The sequence below is a fragment of the Olivibacter sp. CPCC 100613 genome, from assembly GCF_036959255.1.
GTDB lineage: Bacteria > Bacteroidota > Bacteroidia > Sphingobacteriales > Sphingobacteriaceae > Olivibacter.
The window spans coordinates 1-21,557 of the sequence record NZ_JAWMTI010000009.1 but is presented as its reverse complement, the minus strand read 5'-3'; the positions used below and the strand labels follow the sequence as shown (position 1 = coordinate 21,557).

The following is a 21,557-nucleotide window of genomic DNA, read 5'->3' as shown; positions in this document are numbered from 1 at the left end:
AAGTAAAAGTAACATTATTAACCGACTATCAAAAAACCGTATGATTCGACAGGTGCATTTCCATAAAAACTAAAGCACTTCACTATCAAACAGAAACAAATATATTACGTACTTTATTGGCATTATAATTGCCATATATGATATTTTTATTATAATTTTATACAAAAGATTCGAAGTTCTTCAGCGTTAAAAAGCGTCGGAGAAGATGCTAAGATGCTTGAAAGAAATAGATTCTGGAAAACGAAAAGATGAGACTTCCGAGAAATGACCGCTCGTTTCATCACTTAAAAAATGTATGCAAATGAAAAAACTATTAACCATTGTTACGCTTTTAGTTGCTTTTACAGCTTTTACAGCTTGGAAAGTAGACGGTAATGCTGAATTCAAGTTTGAAAAAGAAACGTACGACTTCGGTAAAATCCCACAAGGTAAACCTGTTTCCTATGAATTTAAGTTTACGAATGTAGGAACCGAACCCTTGATCATTACCAAAGTTGAGTCTTCTTGCGGCTGTACCGTTCCTAAATATACAAATGCACCGGTTAAACCGGGAGAAACGGGATCCATAAACGTAACATTCAATGCGGCCCAGGCGGCACCTTTTAGCAAGTCGGTTACCATCCGTTCAAATGCAAAGACACCGCTGAAATCCCTCTATATAAAAGGAGAAGTAGTAAAATAAAGCATTAAATAAAACGAATAGGAAGCCGCTTAATAAAAATAAGCGGCTTTTTTTGTTGATTTACTTTAGTAAGTTTGTACCGAAATTGCCAACAATATATTATGCCAACAATATCAAATAAGGGAAAGCGCATGCCTGCTTCCCCTATCAGAAAGTTAACACCCTATGCGGACGCTGCCAAAAAAATCGGCAGGAAGGTTTTTCATCTCAACATCGGGCAACCCGATATCGAGACACCTGAAACGATGCTGAATGCCGTTAAAAACATTGACTTCAAAGTCTGGGCCTATACACCATCCCAAGGAAATGCCAGCTATCGTGAAAAACTAAGTACCTATTATAATAAAATTGGCTATAACATTACAGCTGATCATATTCTCGTAACCACAGGTGGGTCAGAAGCCATCACCATCGCCATGGAGTCCTGCTTAGACCCCGGAGACGAAGTTATTATTCCCGAACCTTTTTATGCCAACTATAACGGATTCGCCTGCATGGCCGGAATAGAAGTTAAACCCATTCCTTCGTATATCGATAATGGGTTTGCCTTACCTGATATCGAGGCTTTTGAAAAGTTAATCGGCCCGAAAACAAAGGCCGTTATCATCTGCAATCCCAATAATCCTACCGGTTATCTATATTCGCGAGAAGAAATGGAAGCCCTGAAAGCGCTTTGCCTTAAATATGATCTTTATCTTTTTGCTGACGAAGCTTATCGGGAGTTCTGTTATGATGGCAATAAATTCATTTCGCCTATGTATTTGGAAGGTTTAGAAAATCACGTTGTCATTTTCGATACCGTATCTAAACGATACAGTGCTTGCGGTGCCCGACTTGGTTGCCTGATTACTAAAAACAAAGAAATTCTAGAAACCGGTTTAAAGTTTGCCCAAGCGAGATTAAGCCCTCCCGCCGTCGCTCAAATAGCGGGTGAAGCCGCAATTGATACACCGCAAAGCTATTTTGATAAGGTCATCAGCGAATATACCAAAAGGCGCGATTTATTGGTAAAAGGGCTGAACAAAATCCCCGGTGTTTACTGTCCTACGCCTGGTGGTGCTTTTTATGTAGTCACTCAATTGCCCGTAGATGATGCCGATAAATTTTGTCAGTGGATGCTGGAAGAATTTGACTATCATAACCAAACAGTTATGATGGCGCCTGCAACAGGTTTTTACGCTAATACATCCTTAGGCAAGCAACAGGTAAGGCTAGCCTATGTTTTATGTTTGGAAGATCTGGCGAGTGCCCTGCAATGTATCGAAAAAGGATTGGAAAAATATCCCGGACGTACAACCAGCTAATATGGGTGTTAATCTATTTTACTCCGCTTTTCACGTGTCAAGGGCTTAGTTTATCGATTTATAGGCTAGCAATTAATAACCTATACATAATATCTTCTTAATATCCGGACTTTATATTTGAATCGATTTGACAAAATAACATAATAGAGTTCCAAGAAAAAACCACTTCGTACGAGGTGGTTTTTTTATACGGACTGTCCGAAGGTCAGTAAGTTATTGTCCGGATCAAGCAATGAAAATTCTTTCTGTCCCCAAGCTTTTAGCTGCAAGGCTCCGTTGGGATGTATCTCCACCTCATCAAGTAACATCGAATGGTACAACTCATCAATATTATCTGTTCGGATATAGACCTGCCCATAATTTTCACTTGGATCAAGGTTTTTAAATTCAAAAAAATGGATTTCGATACCATCTTTTCCCAGCATCAAGTAGCCATCATAATCTGTATTCCCAAGCGCTCGGAAGCCCAATTTATTGATGTAGAAAGCCCTAGTCGCGGTTTTATCCCGCATGGGTAGTTTTGGGTTAATCGTTGTTAGCATATCTTTTTTATAAAAGTAAGATTTATTCCTTAACCATGTATAGTACAGGTCAGCATGTTGATATATTACCTTCTCATGCACACACTAGATGTTCCCAGCCGGTCTGGCTTAACACGCCAACTCTATTCTCTCCTTTGTTACAAGTTCAATTAATGCCTTCTCCGCTAAGCTCAGTTCGGCAGAATCGGCCGGCATGTCCTCTTCTAAATTCTCCAGGTATTTATAAATAGATCCCTCCTCATAACTTTTGATAATCGCTGGATGCACATAATATTTCTTGCAAACTGTACGCGTATTTCCAAGATTGATCGCTACTTCATCCAGGGCATTGACAATTTTCTTTTTGCAGTCTGAAATCGAAGTAAATTCGCCGGCCTCCTTAAAAGCATACAATGCACTCACGCTGCCCGCCCAGGTACGAAAATCCTTTGCAGTAAAGTCTTCTGCGGTAATTTTTTTCAAATATTCGTTTACATCCCCTGAGTCTACGCATTGTCGTTGCCCATTTTCGTCATAGTACTGAAATAATTCCTTGCCGGGAATATCCCTACATTGTTTAACCAAACGTGCCATTCGTTTACTATATAAGTGAACACGATGTACAATACCCTTTTTACCTTTAAATTCAAATTTTAGATTAGCACCATCAATTTTCACATGTCTATCTTGCAGCGTAGTTAAACCGTACGATCCGTACAAGCGTCTATAGCATTTATTACCGATCCTGATGCTCGTCAGCTCCATTAACCTCACAACCAAGGCTACCACCTTATCATGATGGAGGTCCCGGCGCCGCAGATCTCGGTCTACTTGTGTCCGGATCATCGGCAAAAAGGAAGCAAAAAGTTGCATTCGATCATATTTGGCATGATTTCTCAATTGATTCCATGCGGTATGATAACGGTATTGTTTCCTACCTGCAGCATCCAAGCCCGTAAATAAGAGATGGCCGTTTTCTATCGGTGATATCCAAACATTTTTATAAGCTGGTGGTATCACCAGCTTATTGAAACGGTCTATCAGTGCCTTTGATCGGACGATCTTTCCATCAGCATCCCGGTAACGGAATCCGTTGTTCGTGGCTTCTCTACTATATCCTGGCGTACTATCAGATATATAGCGCAAGCCGGCGGCTTTTGCATTAGCCCGGACATCAAGTCCATTTTTTCCATGTTTTACCTGTAAACGATTCATACCCTACCTTTATTGGTGGGGCCAAAATTTGCGATCATATTACGCCCAACCAGCTTTAATGTTTAACAAACGCTGACGAAAGGAAAAAGTTTGTGATACAACACGAATCGGGTCTTCGCTTTTTAAATCGGCCATTTTATTTGGCGAATTCGCGACACTAATTCCAGATAGATTGAACCTTTAAAATCTCCAAATCGGTCACTTCGATATTATTTCCCCAAAAATGAAAACCTTCTTTATTACCGTCTTCCACTTTTCTTGGCAGGTAATACGAATAAGCGCCCCCATCAATGAATACTTCCATACTCGTTTTATCGATGTAAATATCTGCCGATATTTCCATACTGGTGGGATCGTTTGGCGAATAAAACATACCGTTAAGCTTATTATAATTCAAATCATAATCCACAATGCGTTGCCCAAAAAGGTTAAGCCCGGCAGTAGTTGCATGGGATAACTTAATGGTGGCCTTCAGCCTCAAACCATCTGCTTCCGAATACGTTGCAAGCATTTGATTAGCACGTTCGGTTGTTAAGTTGGTTTCCTTTTGCACCGATGTAAAAAGTTGCTCCGTTTCTTTTACTGGCTGACTGAAAAGGCGCGGCCCTTCTTTTGTGCTGCGCAGCGTCAGTTCTGTCGGTAACTGCATCATCCCTTTAAAAGGCATATCAGGATGCGTTATTTGCCCCCAACCAATTTGTACCCTTCGCCCGTTAGGCATATCTGTAATGGTTTGTGCCGCATAGATAGGGCCTGTTGTATAAACATATTTGCCCGCTTCCGGCTTAAACACCTTCCCATCAAAAGAACCCAACATATAGGTACCCGAAGCACCATACATTACCCATTTTGTATTCTTGGCATCGCCGTCGATTGGAAGTTCGAAAAGTTCAGGGCACTCCCAAAAACCGGTAACATGGCTTTCATATTTCCATTTTTTCAGGTCATTGGATGTATAGATGGAATGGCCATCCCGCTCATTTAACACCATGACCCAGTGTTTTCCCGGCTTGTACCAAAATACCTTCGGATCGCGCGTATCCGGACTGTTCCACTTCTCTTTAGAATCAATAACAGGATTAGCTTCGTATTTTGTAAATGTACGCCCTTTATCGAGGCTATAGGCTAAACACTGCACCTGCCTATCCGGTCCGGCTGCCGTATAAGCAGCTACCATAGCCGGTGTTTTACCTTGATTATAGCCTGCTGTATTGTTATAATCTATTACCGCTGATCCGGAGAACATCGTTCCCAACTTATCTGGATAAAGTGCATCCGGCAACTCCGTCCAGTGTACCAGATCTTTGCTCACCGCATGCCCCCAGTGCATATTCTCCCATTCACTTTCATAAGGATTGTGCTGGTAAAATAAATGATACTCGCCTGCATAGAAAAGCAATCCATTGGGATCATTGATCCATCCCCTGCGGGTTGTAAAATGAAACTGCGGTCGGTTTTTTTCTTTATAAAGACTATCCTGACCGGCTAACTCGTCGTCTTGATAAATTTTTGCCAACCCGGCCTCATCGCCCTCATAGCTTATCTTCAACGTTTTTCCTACCAAGTCCGAAACATCTTTAAAAACCCAATAATCGGGCGATGACTTCGCCAGCCGTATTACCACCGAAAGATCTGGTTTGCCATCTACGCTGAACGTCATCTTCTGACGCTCTTCTTTATGTGATACCGGAAAGTTAAGGTATCTTTTGTTGATTTTAATTTCAATTTCACCTGCACTTAATGAAACATAGTTTACCAATAGCAGGGCAACTGTTAAAAATTTGTTCGCAAAGGTTTTCATCTGTTTGTTTTTTGTATTATTTATTAAGTCGGGCTAATAGCCTAATCGACTCCTTATTTATTGCATTTCCTTATCATCCTGTTTACATCAGGGTTTGGCATACCAATAGGTTGTTGCCGCAATATCCACATAACCACTATCCCAGCTTAGCATTTCCATATCATATGAAAATTGCTTACTAAAAGGTATGGCATCCAGTATGCGCGTCCGCGTAAAGGTATTATGCCCTGTGGACGACGTATGATCTGTCCGCGTTGCATTAGCAAAAGGCGTTTGGTAAATAACTACAGGTGCCCATGAGGTATTGTAATAATCTTCCAACCCGGTACCAAATTCGGATGGAAAATCTTCGCCATCCACATACGCTTTGGCATCTCCTTCCCCATACCAGGAATGCATATGATTCAGGGTGGCCAAGGTGTTGCCCAGATACACCCCTTTACCCTTCACATCAATAAAATTCCAGTCGATCGGTGCGTGGTTATCTCCCTTCGGGTTCTTCTCCGGATCATAATCCCATTTGGCATCCCATACCTGTTCTTCCATTTTCGTGTAGGCATGAAAATACATCGCTCGCTCATCCCATTCAAAATCATCGGTTGCAATAGAAAGCTTTAATTCAACAGGGAAATCATTGTTATTGATTACCCGTATCACTGCCGATTTTCGGAATGGCATTACCCATCGTGAAATCAGCGTTTTCTTATCTGCCAGTGTTCTATACCAACTGGCTATGTCATTTCCTCCATAGCCGCTACCTATAAAATCACCCAAAGGGCACAACACCGTTTCCTTACCATCAAAGGATATTTTCAGTATCACCTTTCTCCAAAGCGCTTCCTGATCGCGGTTTAAATCACCTAATTGGATTTTCAGCAGACGAATCGCCTTATTAACGTCCCTTACACCCAGCGCACATTCCTCCGCAGGATTCAATCTTTTTGAAATAGAATCTGTTATGCTAAAATTTACCGATGGATGCCAAAGGGCACTTTCCGTATCATTAATTTCCTTTTTTAATTGTTGTAGCTGCTCAAAAGAAAACGTTTCGGCTTTCACGTTTTTTGGATACGTTCGGTAATTGATCTGATAATAATGTGGTTTCTCCTTACTTGCGCTATCCGCAAACTCCCAGGTTACTTTGCAATGCTTCGCATAAACCAAGGGCAAATATAGCGTATTTCCTCCCTTTCCCTGCGGGTCATAATTCGTATGAGGGTTCAACAAGGCAGGGCCCAAATCCAGTCCGGCTTTCAACAAATCAAATCCGGGAACGGTAATGGTGGGTTCCTTTTTATGATCAAAATAGAAACGCATCGTCCCGGGTTTTTCCAAACAGGTCAACCAAAAACGGACAATGGCGCCGGGGCCTTCTGCGTCCATCATGACATACTCTACTCTTCCTTCCTGTTCTTCCTGACGGATAAACTGGTTAAAATCACTGTTAGCAAACCATCCGGCCTCATTGCGTGCGACGGATCGCCTATCGTAGCTACTTACTTGTTTCAGGGTATATGCAGGTTCTGGATAGCGCGCAACCTGTTCAATAGCACGCATTTCTTTTAATAGCTGCGCCATATTGACCACCTCCTGGCAATGGCCGTAATGGGCAAGACCAATCGTAGCGCAGATTAATAAAAATAGTTTAGTCATCATTTGATTTATTTATTGGTTCCCCTTTTTCAAAATAGATAAATTCGTTTTATATGCAATATAACTACCAGCCAAAGTTTTGCCTATATAATCCTTGGCTAAAATTAATTTGATTTTGTGGGATTGGTAAATATTCATCTCTATTTTTCTTGAAAGCGGCGCCTGCCAAATGAGGTGTTCTTCCTTGCTCCACCGAAAAATAATCGTTGATAAACTCGGATGCAATTCCCCACCGAACGAGGTCAAAAAAGCGATAACCTTCCATGGCAAATTCCAACCTGCGTTCAAATCGCAGGGCTTTACGCGCAAAGTCATTCGTCCAAACACAATTTACGCCCGGCTGATAAGTAGCGACATAGTAGCTTGAGGTTGGTGTTCCATCCGCCTGTGTCAATCGGGCCGCACTTTTCTGCGCACGTTGTCGAATGCTATTAATCAAAGGAAGTGCCTCTTGCTCGCGGCCCAGTTCAATTAAAGCTTCCGCTTTTATGAGTAGCACATCCGCATACCTGATCACTGGCCAATCTTTGGCGCTCGACATAAATGGTGGGTATTTCATAAATGTCGGATCGGTATAGGCTACCGTTTCCTTCATACTCATAAAATTGCCATAGGTGGCATTGTCACGATTCCATGAGGCCTGAAACACCAGGTTCTTTTGGTATTTGTAAGGATGTCCCGGAATGGCAATGGTATGATCCAGACGTGTATCAAAACGTTGTGTTTTAAAATCGCCGGAAGGTACGATATCATTGGTATTATAATCATCCAATAGCGGCAATCCATTGGCATTCGTTTTAAATGCATTCACCAGATTGGAACTGGGTTGATGAAAACCACAACAACCATATTCTTGGTTCATAGGATAATTCGTCCCTACACCGGCGTTAATCCTTCCCTGTGGCGTTCCATCGCTTTTTGAAAAGACAATGGCAAAGACAGACTCCGGTCCTTTTTCATACTCGGAGAGAAAATTTTCAGCAAAATCTTCTGCCAGGTGATACCTTCCTGAATTGATCACACTATCGCAGTAGGCCACTACCTCATTTAGTTTCGCTTGATCTTTTGAGGTCACATTATGCTGCTCATCCTGTACATAACTCTGATAAAGCAATGTTTTTGCCAGGTAAGATTGAGCAGCTCCCTTCGTAATACGCGAAGACTCCTCCTGCGTCACTGGTAAGTACTGCGCTGCAAAGCGAAAATCGTCTGCTATTTTTGTCCAAAGCTCCTCGTTACTGTACAGATCATTCCCAATGGTTTGATAGGCGGACTTTTCGACACTTTCGTCGATATAGGGTATACGTTTGAAAAGAACCTTCAACAGAAAATAAAAATGGGCGCGAAGGAAACGCACTTCCGCAGTACGCATCAGCTTCTGCGGAAAAACGTCATCACCCATTTCATTCAACAGCGCCAAGGCCGCATTACACCGCGCTACGCCCACATACAAACGGAACCAAGTACCATCACTTTCTCCCAAGTCTACCCGGTTGATGGAAAACAGTTCATAGGCATGCACATCATTCTGATCTCCCGTTCCGCCCCCACCCTTGTAGGCATCTCCGCCGCGTACACTGCCATAAGCCCACATGGTGGTATAGGGTACGCTCCAATGATCATTACCCAAAGCCGAGTAGGCACTGATCACCATCGCCTCCACATTTTCGGGTGTTTTCAGGTTTTCATTAAACACAACGCCTTGCGGCAGTTTCTCCAAATTTTTCGAGCAGCCAGAAAATAGGATGGCCGTCAAAACCAATAATATGATAGGTAAATTTTTCATTTGCTAGTATTTTAATACAATCATGATAGAACAATAGGTTAGAAGGAGAGGTTAAATCCTAACGTAGCAATTACCGGTACCGGATAGCCATTTCCCGGATTCTCCGGATCCGGTGCCGTATACGCCCGGTCTTTCCAGCGTAACAGGTTGGATGCCTGCATGTATACACGTGCACGGCTCACATTAAACCTTTCAAATGCATCCTTCAGATCGTATCCGATTTCAATATTTCGCAATTTGAAATAACTTCTAGGCTCCAAAAAGTAGGTCGAAAATCTATTCTCATTATTCGTATTCACCAAGGTTAAGGCCGGAACGCTCGCCCCCGGGTTTTCCGGAGTCCAGGCATCCAATACACGGCTACCCCAATTTGATCCAGGTGCCAGCGAAGTAAAATCAGTCAGATTTTTATAACTATTATTGACCACCCCTCCCTGTATACCTTGGAAGAATACAGCAATATTGAATCGTTTATAGCTTAAGGTTAAATTCAAGCCGTAGGTAAAATCAGGGTCCGAGGTACCCAAGTATTGTTGATCGTTATTGTCGATTCGTCCGTTCTGATCCAGATCGAGGTAACGTATGCGGCCCAACGCTTTACCCGGCTGTTCGGGGCTATTGTCAAGTTGTTCTTGTGTCGTAAACAAACCATCTGCAACCCATCCGAAATGTGTATTTGGCGAATGCCCAATGATGGTATAGGTTGTACCATTGCCCGGATAGCCTATAATCGCATTGTTAGGAAGTTCTGTTATCTTTAAGCGATTTCTGGTAATATTAGCCGCCACATCCAAACGCATATCATCGCTTAAACGCCGGCTATAATTTACAACCGCCTCCAAGCCCTTGTTCTGCAGCGAAGCACCGTTAATCCATGTGCTTCCCCCTTCTCCCACTACACCTAAATAAGGCGGACTAATCAGCACATCGTCTGTATTCTTGATATAATATTCAACAGAACCGGTCAATTGATTGGAGAACAATCCAAAATCCGCTCCAAAGTTGGATTGCGTAGTGGTTTCCCATTTAAGATCCGGATTACCGGTTTGAATGGCCGTATAGCCGGCAGGAAGCGTACCCGTACCCTGCCCTCCTATGTCATAGGCACTTCCTTCGCTCGGATCCCAGGTTAGGTCTGTCCCATAAATGGCGCGGTAGAGTGAATAAGTGGCATAAGCAGGGATACTTTGATTACCGGTCTGCCCCCAGCTATAACGCAGTTTAAAATCAGAGATAAAATTTATATTATCTTTAAAAAAGGCCTCTTCACTGATGCGCCATCCCAACGATGCTGCCGGAAAATTTGCGTAGCGGTTGTTGGAACCAAACTTGCTTGAACCATCTCTCCGGATCGTGACAGAAGCCAGGTAGCGATCATGATAGTTATAATTTGCTTTAAAGAAGAATGATTGCAAGGCGTCCGAATTTCCATCACCACGTGCAAGAATGTTTTGGGTACCTTGTGTGAGGTAAGCATAGTTTAGGTCTGCAATGGCCAATCCCTGTGCACTGGCGTTAAAGCCCTGATATCGATTGTTAACCGTTTCAGAGCCTAACAGGAAATTAACACGATGCTCATTCGAATTCAGGTCGTAGGTCAGGATATTTTGCCAGGTTAATGACCCACTGTAATCAAAGTTTGTATTCACCTGGGTCACATCACTATTTAAAAAACCGGAATGGTAGGGCACCTGTAAATGGCGATAAAAAGTACCTGCATAATCCACATTAAAAGCTGTTCTGAAATTCAAGCCCGGTAAAATAGAAAGATCGGCAAACGTACTGCTCAAAATACGAGCAAAGTGATTATTATTCTGCCTATTATCTTCAATCAGTCTAACCGGATTTTGCCGGTCGTCCATCCCGGCAACCGGGCCGCCCCAACCACCACTAACCGTACGAACCGGTAAAATCGGATTCAATATCAGCGCCAGCGAGGTAACATCTCCAGTTGGTATTTGCGCGTCTTTGAAATAAGAAAGGTTTAGATTCTCCCCTATCTTCAGCTTGCCATTAAACAAGGCATGGTCTACATTCATCCGTAAGGTCAGTCGCTGACTTCGCGTACGTTTAATAATACCCTCATTATCGTAGTAACCCAAAGAAAAGAAAGACGTTCCGTGCTGCCCTCCGTTTGAGAGTGCAATATTATATTGTTTAATCTGAGAAATACGTGAAACTTCATCAAACCATCGGGTATCCGACGTAAGCATCGACTGTTCGGGATCCACGTATTGTCCCAAAATCACTGCATTCAATTGCGGATTCGAAAAATCTTTATTCCAATCAAAATCATAAATCAGACTTAATGTGGACGGGTCTTGCGGATTATTACGGGACGGGCCGAAGCGTCCGTCATTTACGGCAGCCTGCCAATACGCCCGTGCACGCTGGTCGGTATTCAAGGTGTTGATTTTGCTGTTATAAAACTGAAGTGAATGCGAAGCATCTACATCAATCCGTCTAACACCTGATTTACCGCGCTTGGTGGTTACAATAATTACCCCTGCTGCAGCTCTCGATCCATAAATTGAAGCAGCTGATGCATCCCGCAGCACTTGCATCGACTCGATGTCACTCTGATTGATCTCTTGTAATCCGCGCTGTGTCGGCACCCCATCGATAATATAAAGCGGGTCATTGCTAATATTGAGCGTCGTCTGACCGCGCATACGTACCGTTACCCCCCCATTTGGAGCGCCGCTTGCACCAACTTCTACACCCGGAACACGCCCCTGCATTGCTTTTACCGGGTTACCCAAAGGCACATTTTCAATATCCGCCATCTTAACAACAGAAACGGCCCCTGTCAGATCTTTTTTACGTTCCGACGTATAACCTGTTACAATAACATCCTCCAGCGCATTTACGCTGGTTTTCATTAGTACATTGATGGGATCGCCGTTTCTGATTACCATTCGTATTGGCTCACTTCCCAACATACTGAAGGAGATATTCTGCCCCACCGAAGCGGCAATTCTGTACGCTCCGTTGTTGTCCGTAATAACAGAACCGGTTTTTCCTACAATAGACACGGTTACCCCCTCAAGCGGAACCGAGCTCGTATCCCGCACAATGCCGGATATCATAACTTCCTGCGCCGCCACGCGAAGGAAAAGGAACATACTTATACAGCATGCCATCAATAATTCTTTTCTCATTTTCGGTTAATTAATTAGATTTTTGGTTTATTTTATCGGTTAATAGAAAAACTAGGCAAGAGGCTCATTCGCCAGCTGTGCTTCAATAGCTTCCAAGCTTATACCCTTCGTTTCAGGCATCCACCAAATAACAAATACTAGTTGCAACACCATCATTACCCCAAAGAACAGAAAGGTCATCATCCCCCCTAAAGCTTCCGCCAAAATCGGAAAGGCGAAGGTCACTAGTGCTGCCAGAACCCAATGAATGGAACTTCCAAAGGTTTGTCCCTTTGCCCGCACCTGATTCGGAAAGATTTCTGCCATAAAGACCCAGATAACAGCTCCTTGAGAGAAAGCAAAACAGGCTATAAAAAACATGAAGTACAATGAAATATACATACCCGATGCGGCCGGATTATTAAACGAGAAAACAACCAATAGCAGGGAAATGATGATACCTAAAGAGCCAATTTTCATCAACATTCTTCTGCCCACCTTATCGATCAATTGGACGGCCAGTAGCGTAAACACAAAATTGGTCATGCCAATTCCAATTGTTGAAAGCAAGGATGAATGAACGCCCAGTCCGGCCATCTCAAAAATGCGGGGTGCATAGTAGATAATGGCGTTAATACCCGAAAGCTGATTAAAGAACGCAAACAGCCCGGCCAATATCAATGGCCTGCGATACGCTTTAACAAAAAGTGCCGGCGATTCTTTAGCTGCTTTTAATTTTGCGGTATTTTCAATCGCAATGAGTTCCTGATGATAACCCAGCGGATTAATAATGCTTAGCGTTTCTATTGCCTCGTCTCGTCGTAAACCCTTCATGAGCAACCATCTTGGACTCTCGCGGATGAAATAGATGGCGATTAAAAAAAGAAGGGACGGCACGGCCTGGATGCCAAGCATTAAACGCCAGGATTCATCTCCCAACTGATTGATTAAGTAATTTGATAAATACGAAATCAATATCCCCAGCACTACATTAAACTGAAATAAGCCGACCAATGCACCACGGCGATCAGGTGGCGCTATTTCAGATATATAAATCGGTGCCGTAACCGACGAAGCGCCTACGCCTAGGCCACCAACAAATCGAAAGACTACAAAAAGATACCAGTTACCGGTAAAAGCGGTTCCAAGCGATGCAAAAAGATAAGCGAGTGCGACTAAATATAAAGTCTTTTTACGTCCCAGTTTGTCCGTGGGATACGATCCAAGCAAGGATCCGATAACAGTTCCCATCAGTGCAACTGAAATAGTAAAACCATGTTCGAAGATAGTGAGCTGCCAATATTGTTCAATGGCTTTCTCCGCTCCCGAAATAACTGCAGTATCGAAGCCAAAAAGAAAGCCCCCCAAAGCCACCACCACCGACCATAACTTCACAATGTGATTTTTCATAAAATATTGATCTATATTGATTAATTTGAATTTGCGGTGCAAGATAAACCAGGATAAAGAGAACGATCTGCTGACAACGATCAAATCATTTCGTTTTTATACCAAAAATTAAAACACTGATTATCAAATAATTAAAATTCAACAACTTAATCATTCACGTTGAAGTTTCGACCGTGTAACATCTTCTTCCGATATTGTACCATTGATGTTGAACCACCTAAATGAGGAAAATGCTTTTTCTTCTTACTCAAACACACAATCCCTTATATTTGCGAAAACCTAAGTTGTAGCTTAAAACTGAATTATAAACATGAATACCATTTCCTTCAACCGATCATGTATTGTTTTGCTCCTATTTTTGGCTTTGGGGTCGGCCATGTCCTGTCGAAGCACCAAAAAGTACAACAAATTCACAATCGGGTTCTCTCAATGTACCGGTAACGATTTATGGAGAAGAAATATGTTAGCCGAAATGCTGACGGAGTTAAGCCTCCATCCCGAAGTCGATTTTCATTACTTGGAAGCAGGTGGCAACAGCGCCACACAACGCGCACAAGTAGACACCCTAATCGAAAAAGGAATTGATTTGTTGGTGATTTCACCCAATGAAGCCGAACCCTTAACGGCTACCGTACAAAAGGTAATGAATCGTGGGATTCCGGTCATTGTAATCGATCGGGAAATTGAGGGAAACGGTTACACGGCATTCATCGGCGCTGACAATGTGGAAATTGGTAAAATGGCGGGTCAATATTTATCGCAGCTGATTGCAAATAAAGGAAAGATCATTGAAGTCACGGGTTTATCGGGTTCTTCTCCCGCTATCGATCGAAGTAAAGGCTTCTCCGAAGTGATTAATCAGTCGAAAGGTCTAAGCATCGCAAAAACAGTTTATGGCGATTGGATGGAAGACACTACCAAAAATGTCCTGCTCAAGATGCATCAGCAGTTGCACGACGTGGACGCCATCTTTGCACATAATGACAATATGGCCTTGGGCGCGCGGAAAATCCTTCGTAAATATTATCCTGAAAAGCGCATTCCCATTATTGGTGTAGATGCCTGTTTTGGTGAAGGGGGAGGTTTAGATATGGTGTACGACGGAAAAATTACCGCCTCACTGGTATATCCCACACTCGGAAAAGAGGCGATTCGGACCGCTTTGGATATTTTGAAAGGGCAACCTTTCAAAAAGGAAAACAAATTAAGTTCCATTGTAATAGACTCAACAAATGTTCGTGTTATGAAGATGCAGGCGGCAATGATCAGCAGTCAGAAAGATGATATTTATAGTCAGCGGAAACTGCTTGACGAACAGAAATTAGTATACAAAAGCCAACAGGTCGTTCTGAACATTATCATTGTATTGCTTGTATTATCGTTGATTTTTGGGAGCATTGTGGTCATCTTGCTGAGAGACAATCGAAAGATCAATAAAAACCTAGCTAAAAAGAATTTAGAAATCGACACCCAACGGAAACAGCTTATCGAGATGTCAAAACAAGCTGCCGCCGGTACAGAAGCAAGGTTAAACTTTTTCACTAATATCACCCATGAGCTACGGACCCCCTTAACGTTGATCTTATCGCCCATCGAGGATATGGTAAAAGATACCCGCTTTTTATCACTGGCAGCCGATAAGATACAAACGGTGCAACGAAATTCGATACGGCTTCTGAATATTGTCAATCAGCTTTTGGATTTCAGAAAAATAGAAATAGAAGGATACCTTATACAGGCTTCTCCAAACAATTTGGTCTCATTCGTTCGCGATCTCATCGAGCCTTTTAAAGTATATGCTTTAAAAAAGCAAGTACAACTATCCTTCGTTCCCGGGGAAAAAGAAATATTGGCCTGGTTTGATTCAAATATGCTCGATAAGGCCCTGCTGAATCTCTTATCAAATGCCTTTAAATTTGTAAATACCGGTGGTTTCATCAAAGTTTATATCGAACGCTGCGGTAACGATGTAAGCATCCAAATCAAAGATTCGGGTATTGGGATGAGTGAAAAAGATATCGCTTTAATTTTCGATCCCTACTATCAAGCCGATAACTCGCCTTCTAATGGGTTCGGTATCGGTTTATCGCTGGCAAAAGAGATTATTAATAAACACAAAGGAGAAATAAAGGTAGCGTCAATGAAAGGACAGGGTTCGATCTTTACCGTAAAACTTCCACTGGGAAACCAGCATTTGAGCGACCGCGAAAAGGGGGCTATTCATACGTCCCTAAGTAAAAAGGATGAAAAAGCGACGACATACGTCATCGATCCAGAGATCCAGGTACAAGATATCAAACAAACGGCACCATGGGGTCTAAAAGATCATTCGCTGCTCATTGTAGAAGATAATCCCGATCTTTTAAATTATCTGGTAGCAGAGCTCAGTGACGAATACGATGTGTTCTTTACCACCAATGGTCCGGAAGCGATTCGACTTGCGAAAGAAAAGGTACCCGATCTTATTATTACCGATAATGTCATACCCGGAAAATCCGGCAAAGAAGTATGTAAAACGTTAAAAGGTGACTTTAGAACAGCCCACATCCCCATTATCCTCCTTACGGCTCAGACAAATTCCGAACAGCTTGTTTCCGGCATGAATGCCTTAGTTGACATGTACATTACCAAACCCTTCCTGATCAAAAACCTTTCAGCAAGTATCAAAGCCTTAATCAACAACAGAAAAGTACTAAAAAGTCATTTTACCAGCGATATTGAACTCCCGAACGAAAACACCAAATTAAGTCCGCTCGATAAAAAATTATTAAATGATTTTTCAAGCGCTGTCGAAGAAAACCTGAGCAATGATCAGTTCTGTGTCGATGACATTTGCCGATTGATCGGAATTTCACGAATGCACCTGTACCGAAAGATCAAATCGTTGACAGGCATGACCGTTAATGAATATATACTCGAGCGTCGACTAAAAAAGGCTTCTTATCTTCTTAAACATGAATCCTTAAATGTGGCGGAGATCACCTACGCTGTCGGTTTTTCCAGTCCCAGTTACTTTTCAACCACCTTTAAAGCGAAATTCGGTTCTTCGCCCAGCCAATATAAAAGCAAAATCAGATAAGGGCTCTTATTGCCATTTGAGTCGTTCCAATTGCTTTTGCCACATAAAATAGGCTAAATCAGTGCTTTTGTAATCTGGGTTGGCCCCCGCTTGCGAGGTAACATAAGCACCCAATGCCGCTGCATAATCCAATATATCCTCCGTGGATTTCCCCAATAGCTTCTGTGCAACAAATGCAGCCAAAAAAGAGTCTCCACTACCAACCGTATCTTTCACAATAACAGGGTAAGCTTTATAATCGTACCGCGCCATAGGCGTATAATAAGAAGCACCATCTCCACCTTTCGTCACAATGATCTCTCCAATTCCGTATTTATCCTGCAATCGATTTACACTATCCTGTTCATGATCGCCATCATCACCGAACCAAGATGCAATGATGCGCAGTTCGTGATTATTAAGTTTTACGATATCCGCCTTACCCAATAGGTATTCAATGGTGGATTGCGTATAATGCGGCGCACGAAAATTGACATCGAAAAGCTTCAGTTTTGCCTGTTCAGCAAGCTCATAAAGTGTAGTCCGGCTGCGTTCATTACGGGCTGCTAAACTGCCGAACACCATCATATCAGCTGTTTCAACCAGCGTCGATGTCTTGCTATCCCAATGGATGAAATCCCAGGCAACCGGTTGCACAATCTCATAGCTCATTTCGTGATTGGCTCCTTCCGTTGCAATTACTTCACTGGTTTTTTGATAGTTATCCAATTGAATGTAATCGGTAGATAAACCCATTTTTTTTAAGAACATCGTTAGCTCTTGTCCCAGCGGATCATCGCCGACCCTGCTGACCATATAGCTCTCTATACCCAGGCGGTTTAAGTGATAGGCAACATTCATAGGTGCTCCGCCCGGCTTTTTTCCCTCAGGAAGTACATCCCAAAGCACTTCTCCAAAACAAACAACTTTTTTCATTTAATTAAATTTGTTTTTCAATGGCAATGAAGCTTGCATAAATTATTCATCGTCTTCTGTATATGGCAATTTGTGCAGGTTTCATTCGATTAAATTTGTTCTCGGTTTTCTTTTTTCGATGACCATTAATTAACCATCGTTTACAGGGCCAAAGTAAGGACATTATTCCGAAAATAGTCTTTTATATCGTGTGATTTTTCTTAAATCCCGTACCATATCGGCCACCAAATCCAACAAACTGCCAATGAGTGCATAAAAAAGTCCAAACGTCTCTTCTCCCTTCTTACTGATCCATTACATAACGAAATATAAGTACCGGGAATTAAATCCAAAAACGTAACTTTACGTGTATAAAAAATTCAATGTTACAGCCATGGCTAAGTTCATACAATTGACCTTAAAAAATGACGAGAAGACTATTATAAATCTAAATACGGACTCCATTTCCGTTTATTTTGACGAACAAATAGGTTCAAACAGATATGCAAAAATAGAATTCGTATTCTCACACCTGAATCCGATTTATGTCATCGAAACCGCTGATGAAGTAAAGAAAAAGATTGAAATGGAGGGACAATAAATGAGGATGTATTAAATTACATACTATATGCAAACTGAAAAGAAAAAAAGCCCCTTACTTTTAATAAGGGGCTTTTTTGTGGAGCCGGAGGGATTCGAACCCTCGTCCAAACATGGTACTGTATATGCTTTCTACATGCTTAGCTTCCGTTTAATTGTCGGGAAGTGGAAGGTCGGTCGCTTACCTGTACCAGTTTCCGTAGGTACTTAATTTCGCTAACTTATCGTACCGCCAAGCTCGCTAGTTTCGTTAATCGATGCTCCCGGTGTTACAGCACGAAACAGACTGCAACGGAACAAAAGCTATTCTAATTCTAAATTAGGCAGCTAAGGCGTAGTTATTTTCGCCATTTATAAAGTTGAAAGTTCAGATTAGAGTGCTATACTAACAACGCACTGCATGCTTACATAACCGTCTCCATCCTGTCAATTCCGGTCGACCCCATGTAATATTTAAGCCAACAAATATACAAAATCTTTCGCTTTTTGCCAAGTAGGTTATTCCACTTGCACGCAATTACGATTAGAGGTTCTGAAACAATAGTTTATTAACCAAGGATTTCATCTCGTCCTCATTCTTCGTCACTTTTTCTTATATTTACCCAATTTTTTATTAGATTAGTACTTTATTTAACTAATATATACAATGGCGACATTTTCAGAACTCATCAAAGGACCAACACCGGTATTGGTTGACTTTTTTGCTGAATGGTGCGGACCGTGCAAAATGATGGCCCCGATATTAGATGAAGTTAAAACCCAGTTTGGGGATAAAGTCACCATACTAAAGGTTGACGTGGATAAAAATCCCATAGCAGCCAACACGTATCAAGTTCGGGGTGTCCCCACGTTGATTCTCTTTAAAGAAGGCGAAATCAAATGGCGCCAGAGCGGCGTAGTACCGCAACATCAATTAGCACAAATAATTAATAGCCACGCTTAACACGTATTGGTATACATGAGAAATAAAATACTAATTCTCGATGACGACGAGGATATCTTATATTTTTGTTCCGTTGTCTTTGAAGGTCTAAATTTTGAAGTGATTTCTTCTCCTCACTGCAAAGATATAGTTGAACAGGTTGAACGAGCTGAACCGAACATCATTCTGATCGACAATTGGATACCGGGGATGAGTGGCGTTAGGGCGACGCAAGTGTTAAAAAGCACCGCCCACTTAAAAGATATACCGGTAATTTTGTTTTCTGCCAACAATGACCTTCCCAACTTAGCAGAAGAGGCGGGTGCAGACAGCTATCTGAAGAAGCCATTCGATCTAAATGAACTGGAAGATCTAGCACTTGAATTACTCAAAAAATAGCCTCTCAACAGGTCTCACCTAATTTTTAGGTTCCGCCCATTGATCTGTTCTAAATGGTTGCGCCGGTAAACCTGCGCCATTTTGTAAATTCGTTTCAGGATCGTTAAAAAAAGCGTAGCGTACCGCCTTCGGATGATCAACACCTTCAGCGGTCAACACAATATGATCCTGCTGGATTACAGCCTTCGCCGGGTGAAAAATTTGATCTGCGCCCGCCAAAGCAAAGAACTTCGGCATTGCGCCATCTTTCGTCGTTAAGCCATTGGCCATACTTTTCGGTTCATAATACACAATAGCCTTCGAACCTTCATATTGAACATAGGCCATTTTCGGCCCCTCATAAGGCACCCCTAAACGAGCATAGTTCCGATTTAGCGCTGTATAAGCCAGCCGTTCTCCCAAAGGTTTCTTATTTCTGGGATGCAGGTTGTCCGATTCGCCAATATCTACACTGGTTATCATTGCTGTATTATTTAGTTCGGCAATTTTGCCTTGTGCTTCTCTGAAAAAGGCATCAAAAACCAAGTTGGGATCTTTTTTTTCATGATCATAAGGGGCTATCTGCACGTAATAAAAAGGAAGATCTCCCTGTCCAAAAATCTTTCTCCAGGTTTCAATCATTACCTGCGTTAAATGTGTATAAGATTCGCGCTCTAAATGATTGGCTTCTCCTTGATACCAAGTAAAACCTTTAATGGACAGATTAACAAAAGGGTGAATTAAAGCATTGTACAATAGATAGGGTCGCGTCACCTTTTCAAAAGAGAATCCTCCGTCAATTTTTTCTTTCGACTTCGGACTAGCCAGATAGGGTTGAAGATAGCGTCTATTTAGAAGCGGATCATCGGCCAATACCGATTTCGGCACATAGGCCTGAGCGGCTGATGCACCGATCCCCGTAAAGATCAGTCCAATAGGATACTGTAAAGAGTCTAACAGCTTTTTTCCCATATAATAAGCAACGGCACTAAAATCCTTTGCCTTCGTTGGTGTACAAAGCGCCCAGGTGCCGCTGATCGAGTCGATGGGATTTTCGCTAAAGTTCAATCCTGCACTGAACAAACGCAAATGCGGATGGTTTGCTTTTGGCAAATCGCTGGCAGCATGAATATCTTCCTTTAACGAAAACTGCATATTTGATTGTCCGGAACAAAACCAAACATCACCTATGAGCAACGAATCCAATAGCACTTCGTCCGCCCCTGCCCGTATCCGTATCACATGTTCTGAAAAATCATTTTTCTCGATTGCGGGCACATCCAGTATGGCCATAAACTGATCGGAATCGTCTGCCTGCACATTTATAGTTGTACGAAGCCAATCGGCGGATATCTGTACCGATTCACCGGCTTTAGCACGTCCCCAGATCTTGAAAGGTTTATTCTGTTGAATAACCATCTTGGATTGCAAAACAGGCGATAATGATAAATCTGTCTTCTTTTCTTGCGCTCGCACCGTGTGCGTACCACTTAAAACAACCAATAAAATCAACAATTTTCTTAACATCTATTTACGTATTAAAAGGTTCTATTCCTTACAAGCGATTTACGCCTGCGTACTAGGGTTTCATCTTGGTTAACGAAAACGGTCTGTCTTGATCGCTCCCGGCCCTTTCCCGATTTGGTTTATCACTCATCACCAGTTTCAACTCTCCCCCATTTATGATATCCCGATAATCTATCCAGTTCTTTTCAAAAGGCTTTCCGTTCAACGTGGCCGACTCAATATATACGTTTGCCGGACTGTTGTTCGTTGCATTGATCGTGAATTTCTTACCATCCTCCAGGGTAATCGTTGCTTTGCGGAAAACCGGACTTCCAATATTGTATTGCGTAGTTCCCGGACATACGCTGTAGAGGCCGAGGGCACTGATTACATACCATGATGACATCTGTCCCTGATCTTCATCACCCGGAAATCCCTTCTCGGTAGCATTATACAATTGTTGCATGATTTTCCGGACACGGTATTGGGTTTTCCAAGGCTGTCCGGCGTAATTATACGCATAAGCCACATGTTGAACAGGTTGATTACCATGCGCATACTGCCCCATGTTGGCCAGTACCATTTCGCGCATTTCATGGATCTCCTGCCCATATGTCCCTACTTTAAATCCCGAATGCATGGTAAAAAACGTATCCAGCTTGTTCA

The 21,557-nt window shown here is 42.3% G+C and carries 16 protein-coding genes and 1 other RNA gene; 6 read left to right on the top strand and 11 right to left on the bottom strand.

The window, feature by feature from the left end:
- Nucleotides 1-301: 301 nt before the first annotated feature.
- Nucleotides 302-682: a DUF1573 domain-containing protein gene (locus RYH73_RS21675; RefSeq protein ID WP_335315580.1), complete on the top strand. Its 381-nt coding sequence runs from the start codon at nt 302-304 to the stop codon at nt 680-682.
- 101 nt (nt 683-783) lie between these two features.
- Nucleotides 784-1,986, top strand: coding sequence for a pyridoxal phosphate-dependent aminotransferase (locus tag RYH73_RS21670; RefSeq protein ID WP_335315579.1), 1,203 nt, complete (start codon nt 784-786; stop codon nt 1,984-1,986).
- Nucleotides 1,987-2,171: 185 nt separating this feature from the next.
- Here the strand turns inward: RYH73_RS21670 and RYH73_RS21665 are convergent, their stop codons facing one another.
- The 7 genes from RYH73_RS21665 to RYH73_RS21635 all read right to left on the bottom strand — a co-directional run bounded on the left by RYH73_RS21665 (nt 2,172) and on the right by RYH73_RS21635 (nt 13,554).
- On the bottom strand, nt 2,172-2,528 hold the full coding sequence (locus RYH73_RS21665) for a bleomycin resistance protein (protein ID WP_335315578.1): 357 nt from the start codon (nt 2,526-2,528) through the stop codon (nt 2,172-2,174).
- Between the two features lie 108 nt (nt 2,529-2,636).
- On the bottom strand, nt 2,637-3,722 hold the full coding sequence (locus RYH73_RS21660) for a DNA topoisomerase IB (RefSeq protein WP_335315577.1): 1,086 nt from the start codon (nt 3,720-3,722) through the stop codon (nt 2,637-2,639).
- A 157-nt stretch (nt 3,723-3,879) separates the two neighbouring features.
- Nucleotides 3,880-5,523: a glycoside hydrolase family 32 protein gene (locus tag RYH73_RS21655; RefSeq protein ID WP_335315576.1), complete on the bottom strand. Its 1,644-nt coding sequence runs from the start codon at nt 5,521-5,523 to the stop codon at nt 3,880-3,882.
- An 87-nt stretch (nt 5,524-5,610) separates the two neighbouring features.
- A complete protein-coding gene (locus tag RYH73_RS21650; protein WP_335315575.1) occupies nt 5,611-7,179 on the bottom strand; it encodes a glycoside hydrolase family 172 protein in 1,569 nt (522 codons plus the stop codon).
- Nucleotides 7,180-7,240: 61 nt separating this feature from the next.
- Nucleotides 7,241-8,962 carry a RagB/SusD family nutrient uptake outer membrane protein gene (locus RYH73_RS21645; RefSeq protein ID WP_335315574.1) on the bottom strand — a complete coding sequence of 574 codons (1,722 nt, stop codon included), beginning with the start codon at nt 8,960-8,962 and terminating at the stop codon, nt 7,241-7,243.
- A gap of 38 nt (nt 8,963-9,000) precedes the next feature.
- The gene (locus RYH73_RS21640) at nt 9,001-12,123 is read right to left on the bottom strand and encodes a SusC/RagA family TonB-linked outer membrane protein (protein WP_335315573.1); all 3,123 of its coding nucleotides are present in this window, start codon (nt 12,121-12,123) and stop codon (nt 9,001-9,003) included.
- A gap of 51 nt (nt 12,124-12,174) precedes the next feature.
- On the bottom strand, nt 12,175-13,554 hold the full coding sequence (locus RYH73_RS21635; protein ID WP_335315785.1) for a sugar porter family MFS transporter: 1,380 nt from the start codon (nt 13,552-13,554) through the stop codon (nt 12,175-12,177).
- Nucleotides 13,555-13,822: 268 nt separating this feature from the next.
- Between RYH73_RS21635 and RYH73_RS21630 the strand changes: the two genes are divergently transcribed.
- Complete coding sequence (locus RYH73_RS21630) at nt 13,823-16,591, top strand: substrate-binding domain-containing protein (RefSeq protein WP_335315572.1); 2,769 nt, start codon at nt 13,823-13,825, stop codon at nt 16,589-16,591.
- Between the two features lie 6 nt (nt 16,592-16,597).
- Here RYH73_RS21630 and RYH73_RS21625 read toward each other — a convergent pair whose 3' ends face one another.
- The gene (locus tag RYH73_RS21625) at nt 16,598-17,506 is read right to left on the bottom strand and encodes a carbohydrate kinase family protein (RefSeq protein ID WP_335315571.1); all 909 of its coding nucleotides are present in this window, start codon (nt 17,504-17,506) and stop codon (nt 16,598-16,600) included.
- A 373-nt stretch (nt 17,507-17,879) separates the two neighbouring features.
- Here RYH73_RS21625 and RYH73_RS21620 point away from each other — a divergent pair, with 373 nt between their 5' ends.
- Complete coding sequence (locus tag RYH73_RS21620; protein WP_335315570.1) at nt 17,880-18,086, top strand: hypothetical protein; 207 nt, start codon at nt 17,880-17,882, stop codon at nt 18,084-18,086.
- A 76-nt stretch (nt 18,087-18,162) separates the two neighbouring features.
- On the opposite strand, the gene ssrA is transcribed toward RYH73_RS21620, so the two are convergent.
- Nucleotides 18,163-18,529: a transfer-messenger RNA gene (gene ssrA / locus RYH73_RS21615) on the bottom strand.
- 202 nt (nt 18,530-18,731) lie between these two features.
- Between ssrA and trxA the strand changes: the two genes are divergently transcribed.
- On the top strand, nt 18,732-19,028 hold the full coding sequence (trxA, locus tag RYH73_RS21610; RefSeq protein WP_335315569.1) for a thioredoxin: 297 nt from the start codon (nt 18,732-18,734) through the stop codon (nt 19,026-19,028).
- A gap of 15 nt (nt 19,029-19,043) precedes the next feature.
- Nucleotides 19,044-19,406: a response regulator gene (locus RYH73_RS21605; RefSeq protein ID WP_335315568.1), complete on the top strand. Its 363-nt coding sequence runs from the start codon at nt 19,044-19,046 to the stop codon at nt 19,404-19,406.
- Between the two features lie 18 nt (nt 19,407-19,424).
- On the opposite strand, the gene RYH73_RS21600 is transcribed toward RYH73_RS21605, so the two are convergent.
- On the bottom strand, nt 19,425-20,912 hold the full coding sequence (locus tag RYH73_RS21600) for a sialate O-acetylesterase (RefSeq protein WP_335315567.1): 1,488 nt from the start codon (nt 20,910-20,912) through the stop codon (nt 19,425-19,427).
- A 52-nt stretch (nt 20,913-20,964) separates the two neighbouring features.
- A partial coding sequence (locus RYH73_RS21595; RefSeq protein WP_335315566.1) for a glycoside hydrolase domain-containing protein occupies nt 20,965-21,557 on the bottom strand: 593 nt, incomplete at its 5' end.

Bases quoted from the DNA above. Each gene is read 5' to 3' on its own strand.
- RYH73_RS21645 (WP_335315574.1), bottom strand. From the start codon at position 8,962: ATGAAAAATTTACCTATCATATTATTGGTTTTGACGGCCATCCTATTT.
- RYH73_RS21620 (WP_335315570.1), top strand. From the start codon at position 17,880: ATGGCTAAGTTCATACAATTGACCTTAAAAAATGACGAGAAGACTATT.
- RYH73_RS21650 (WP_335315575.1), bottom strand. From the start codon at position 7,179: ATGATGACTAAACTATTTTTATTAATCTGCGCTACGATTGGTCTTGCC.
- trxA (WP_335315569.1), top strand. From the start codon at position 18,732: ATGGCGACATTTTCAGAACTCATCAAAGGACCAACACCGGTATTGGTT.
- RYH73_RS21625 (WP_335315571.1), bottom strand. From the start codon at position 17,506: ATGAAAAAAGTTGTTTGTTTTGGAGAAGTGCTTTGGGATGTACTTCCT.
- RYH73_RS21655 (WP_335315576.1), bottom strand. From the start codon at position 5,523: ATGAAAACCTTTGCGAACAAATTTTTAACAGTTGCCCTGCTATTGGTA.
- RYH73_RS21600 (WP_335315567.1), bottom strand. From the start codon at position 20,912: ATGTTAAGAAAATTGTTGATTTTATTGGTTGTTTTAAGTGGTACGCAC.
- RYH73_RS21605 (WP_335315568.1), top strand. From the start codon at position 19,044: ATGAGAAATAAAATACTAATTCTCGATGACGACGAGGATATCTTATAT.
- RYH73_RS21670 (WP_335315579.1), top strand. From the start codon at position 784: ATGCCAACAATATCAAATAAGGGAAAGCGCATGCCTGCTTCCCCTATC.
- RYH73_RS21630 (WP_335315572.1), top strand. From the start codon at position 13,823: ATGAATACCATTTCCTTCAACCGATCATGTATTGTTTTGCTCCTATTT.
- RYH73_RS21640 (WP_335315573.1), bottom strand. From the start codon at position 12,123: ATGAGAAAAGAATTATTGATGGCATGCTGTATAAGTATGTTCCTTTTC.
- RYH73_RS21675 (WP_335315580.1), top strand. From the start codon at position 302: ATGAAAAAACTATTAACCATTGTTACGCTTTTAGTTGCTTTTACAGCT.
- RYH73_RS21665 (WP_335315578.1), bottom strand. From the start codon at position 2,528: ATGCTAACAACGATTAACCCAAAACTACCCATGCGGGATAAAACCGCG.
- RYH73_RS21660 (WP_335315577.1), bottom strand. From the start codon at position 3,722: ATGAATCGTTTACAGGTAAAACATGGAAAAAATGGACTTGATGTCCGG.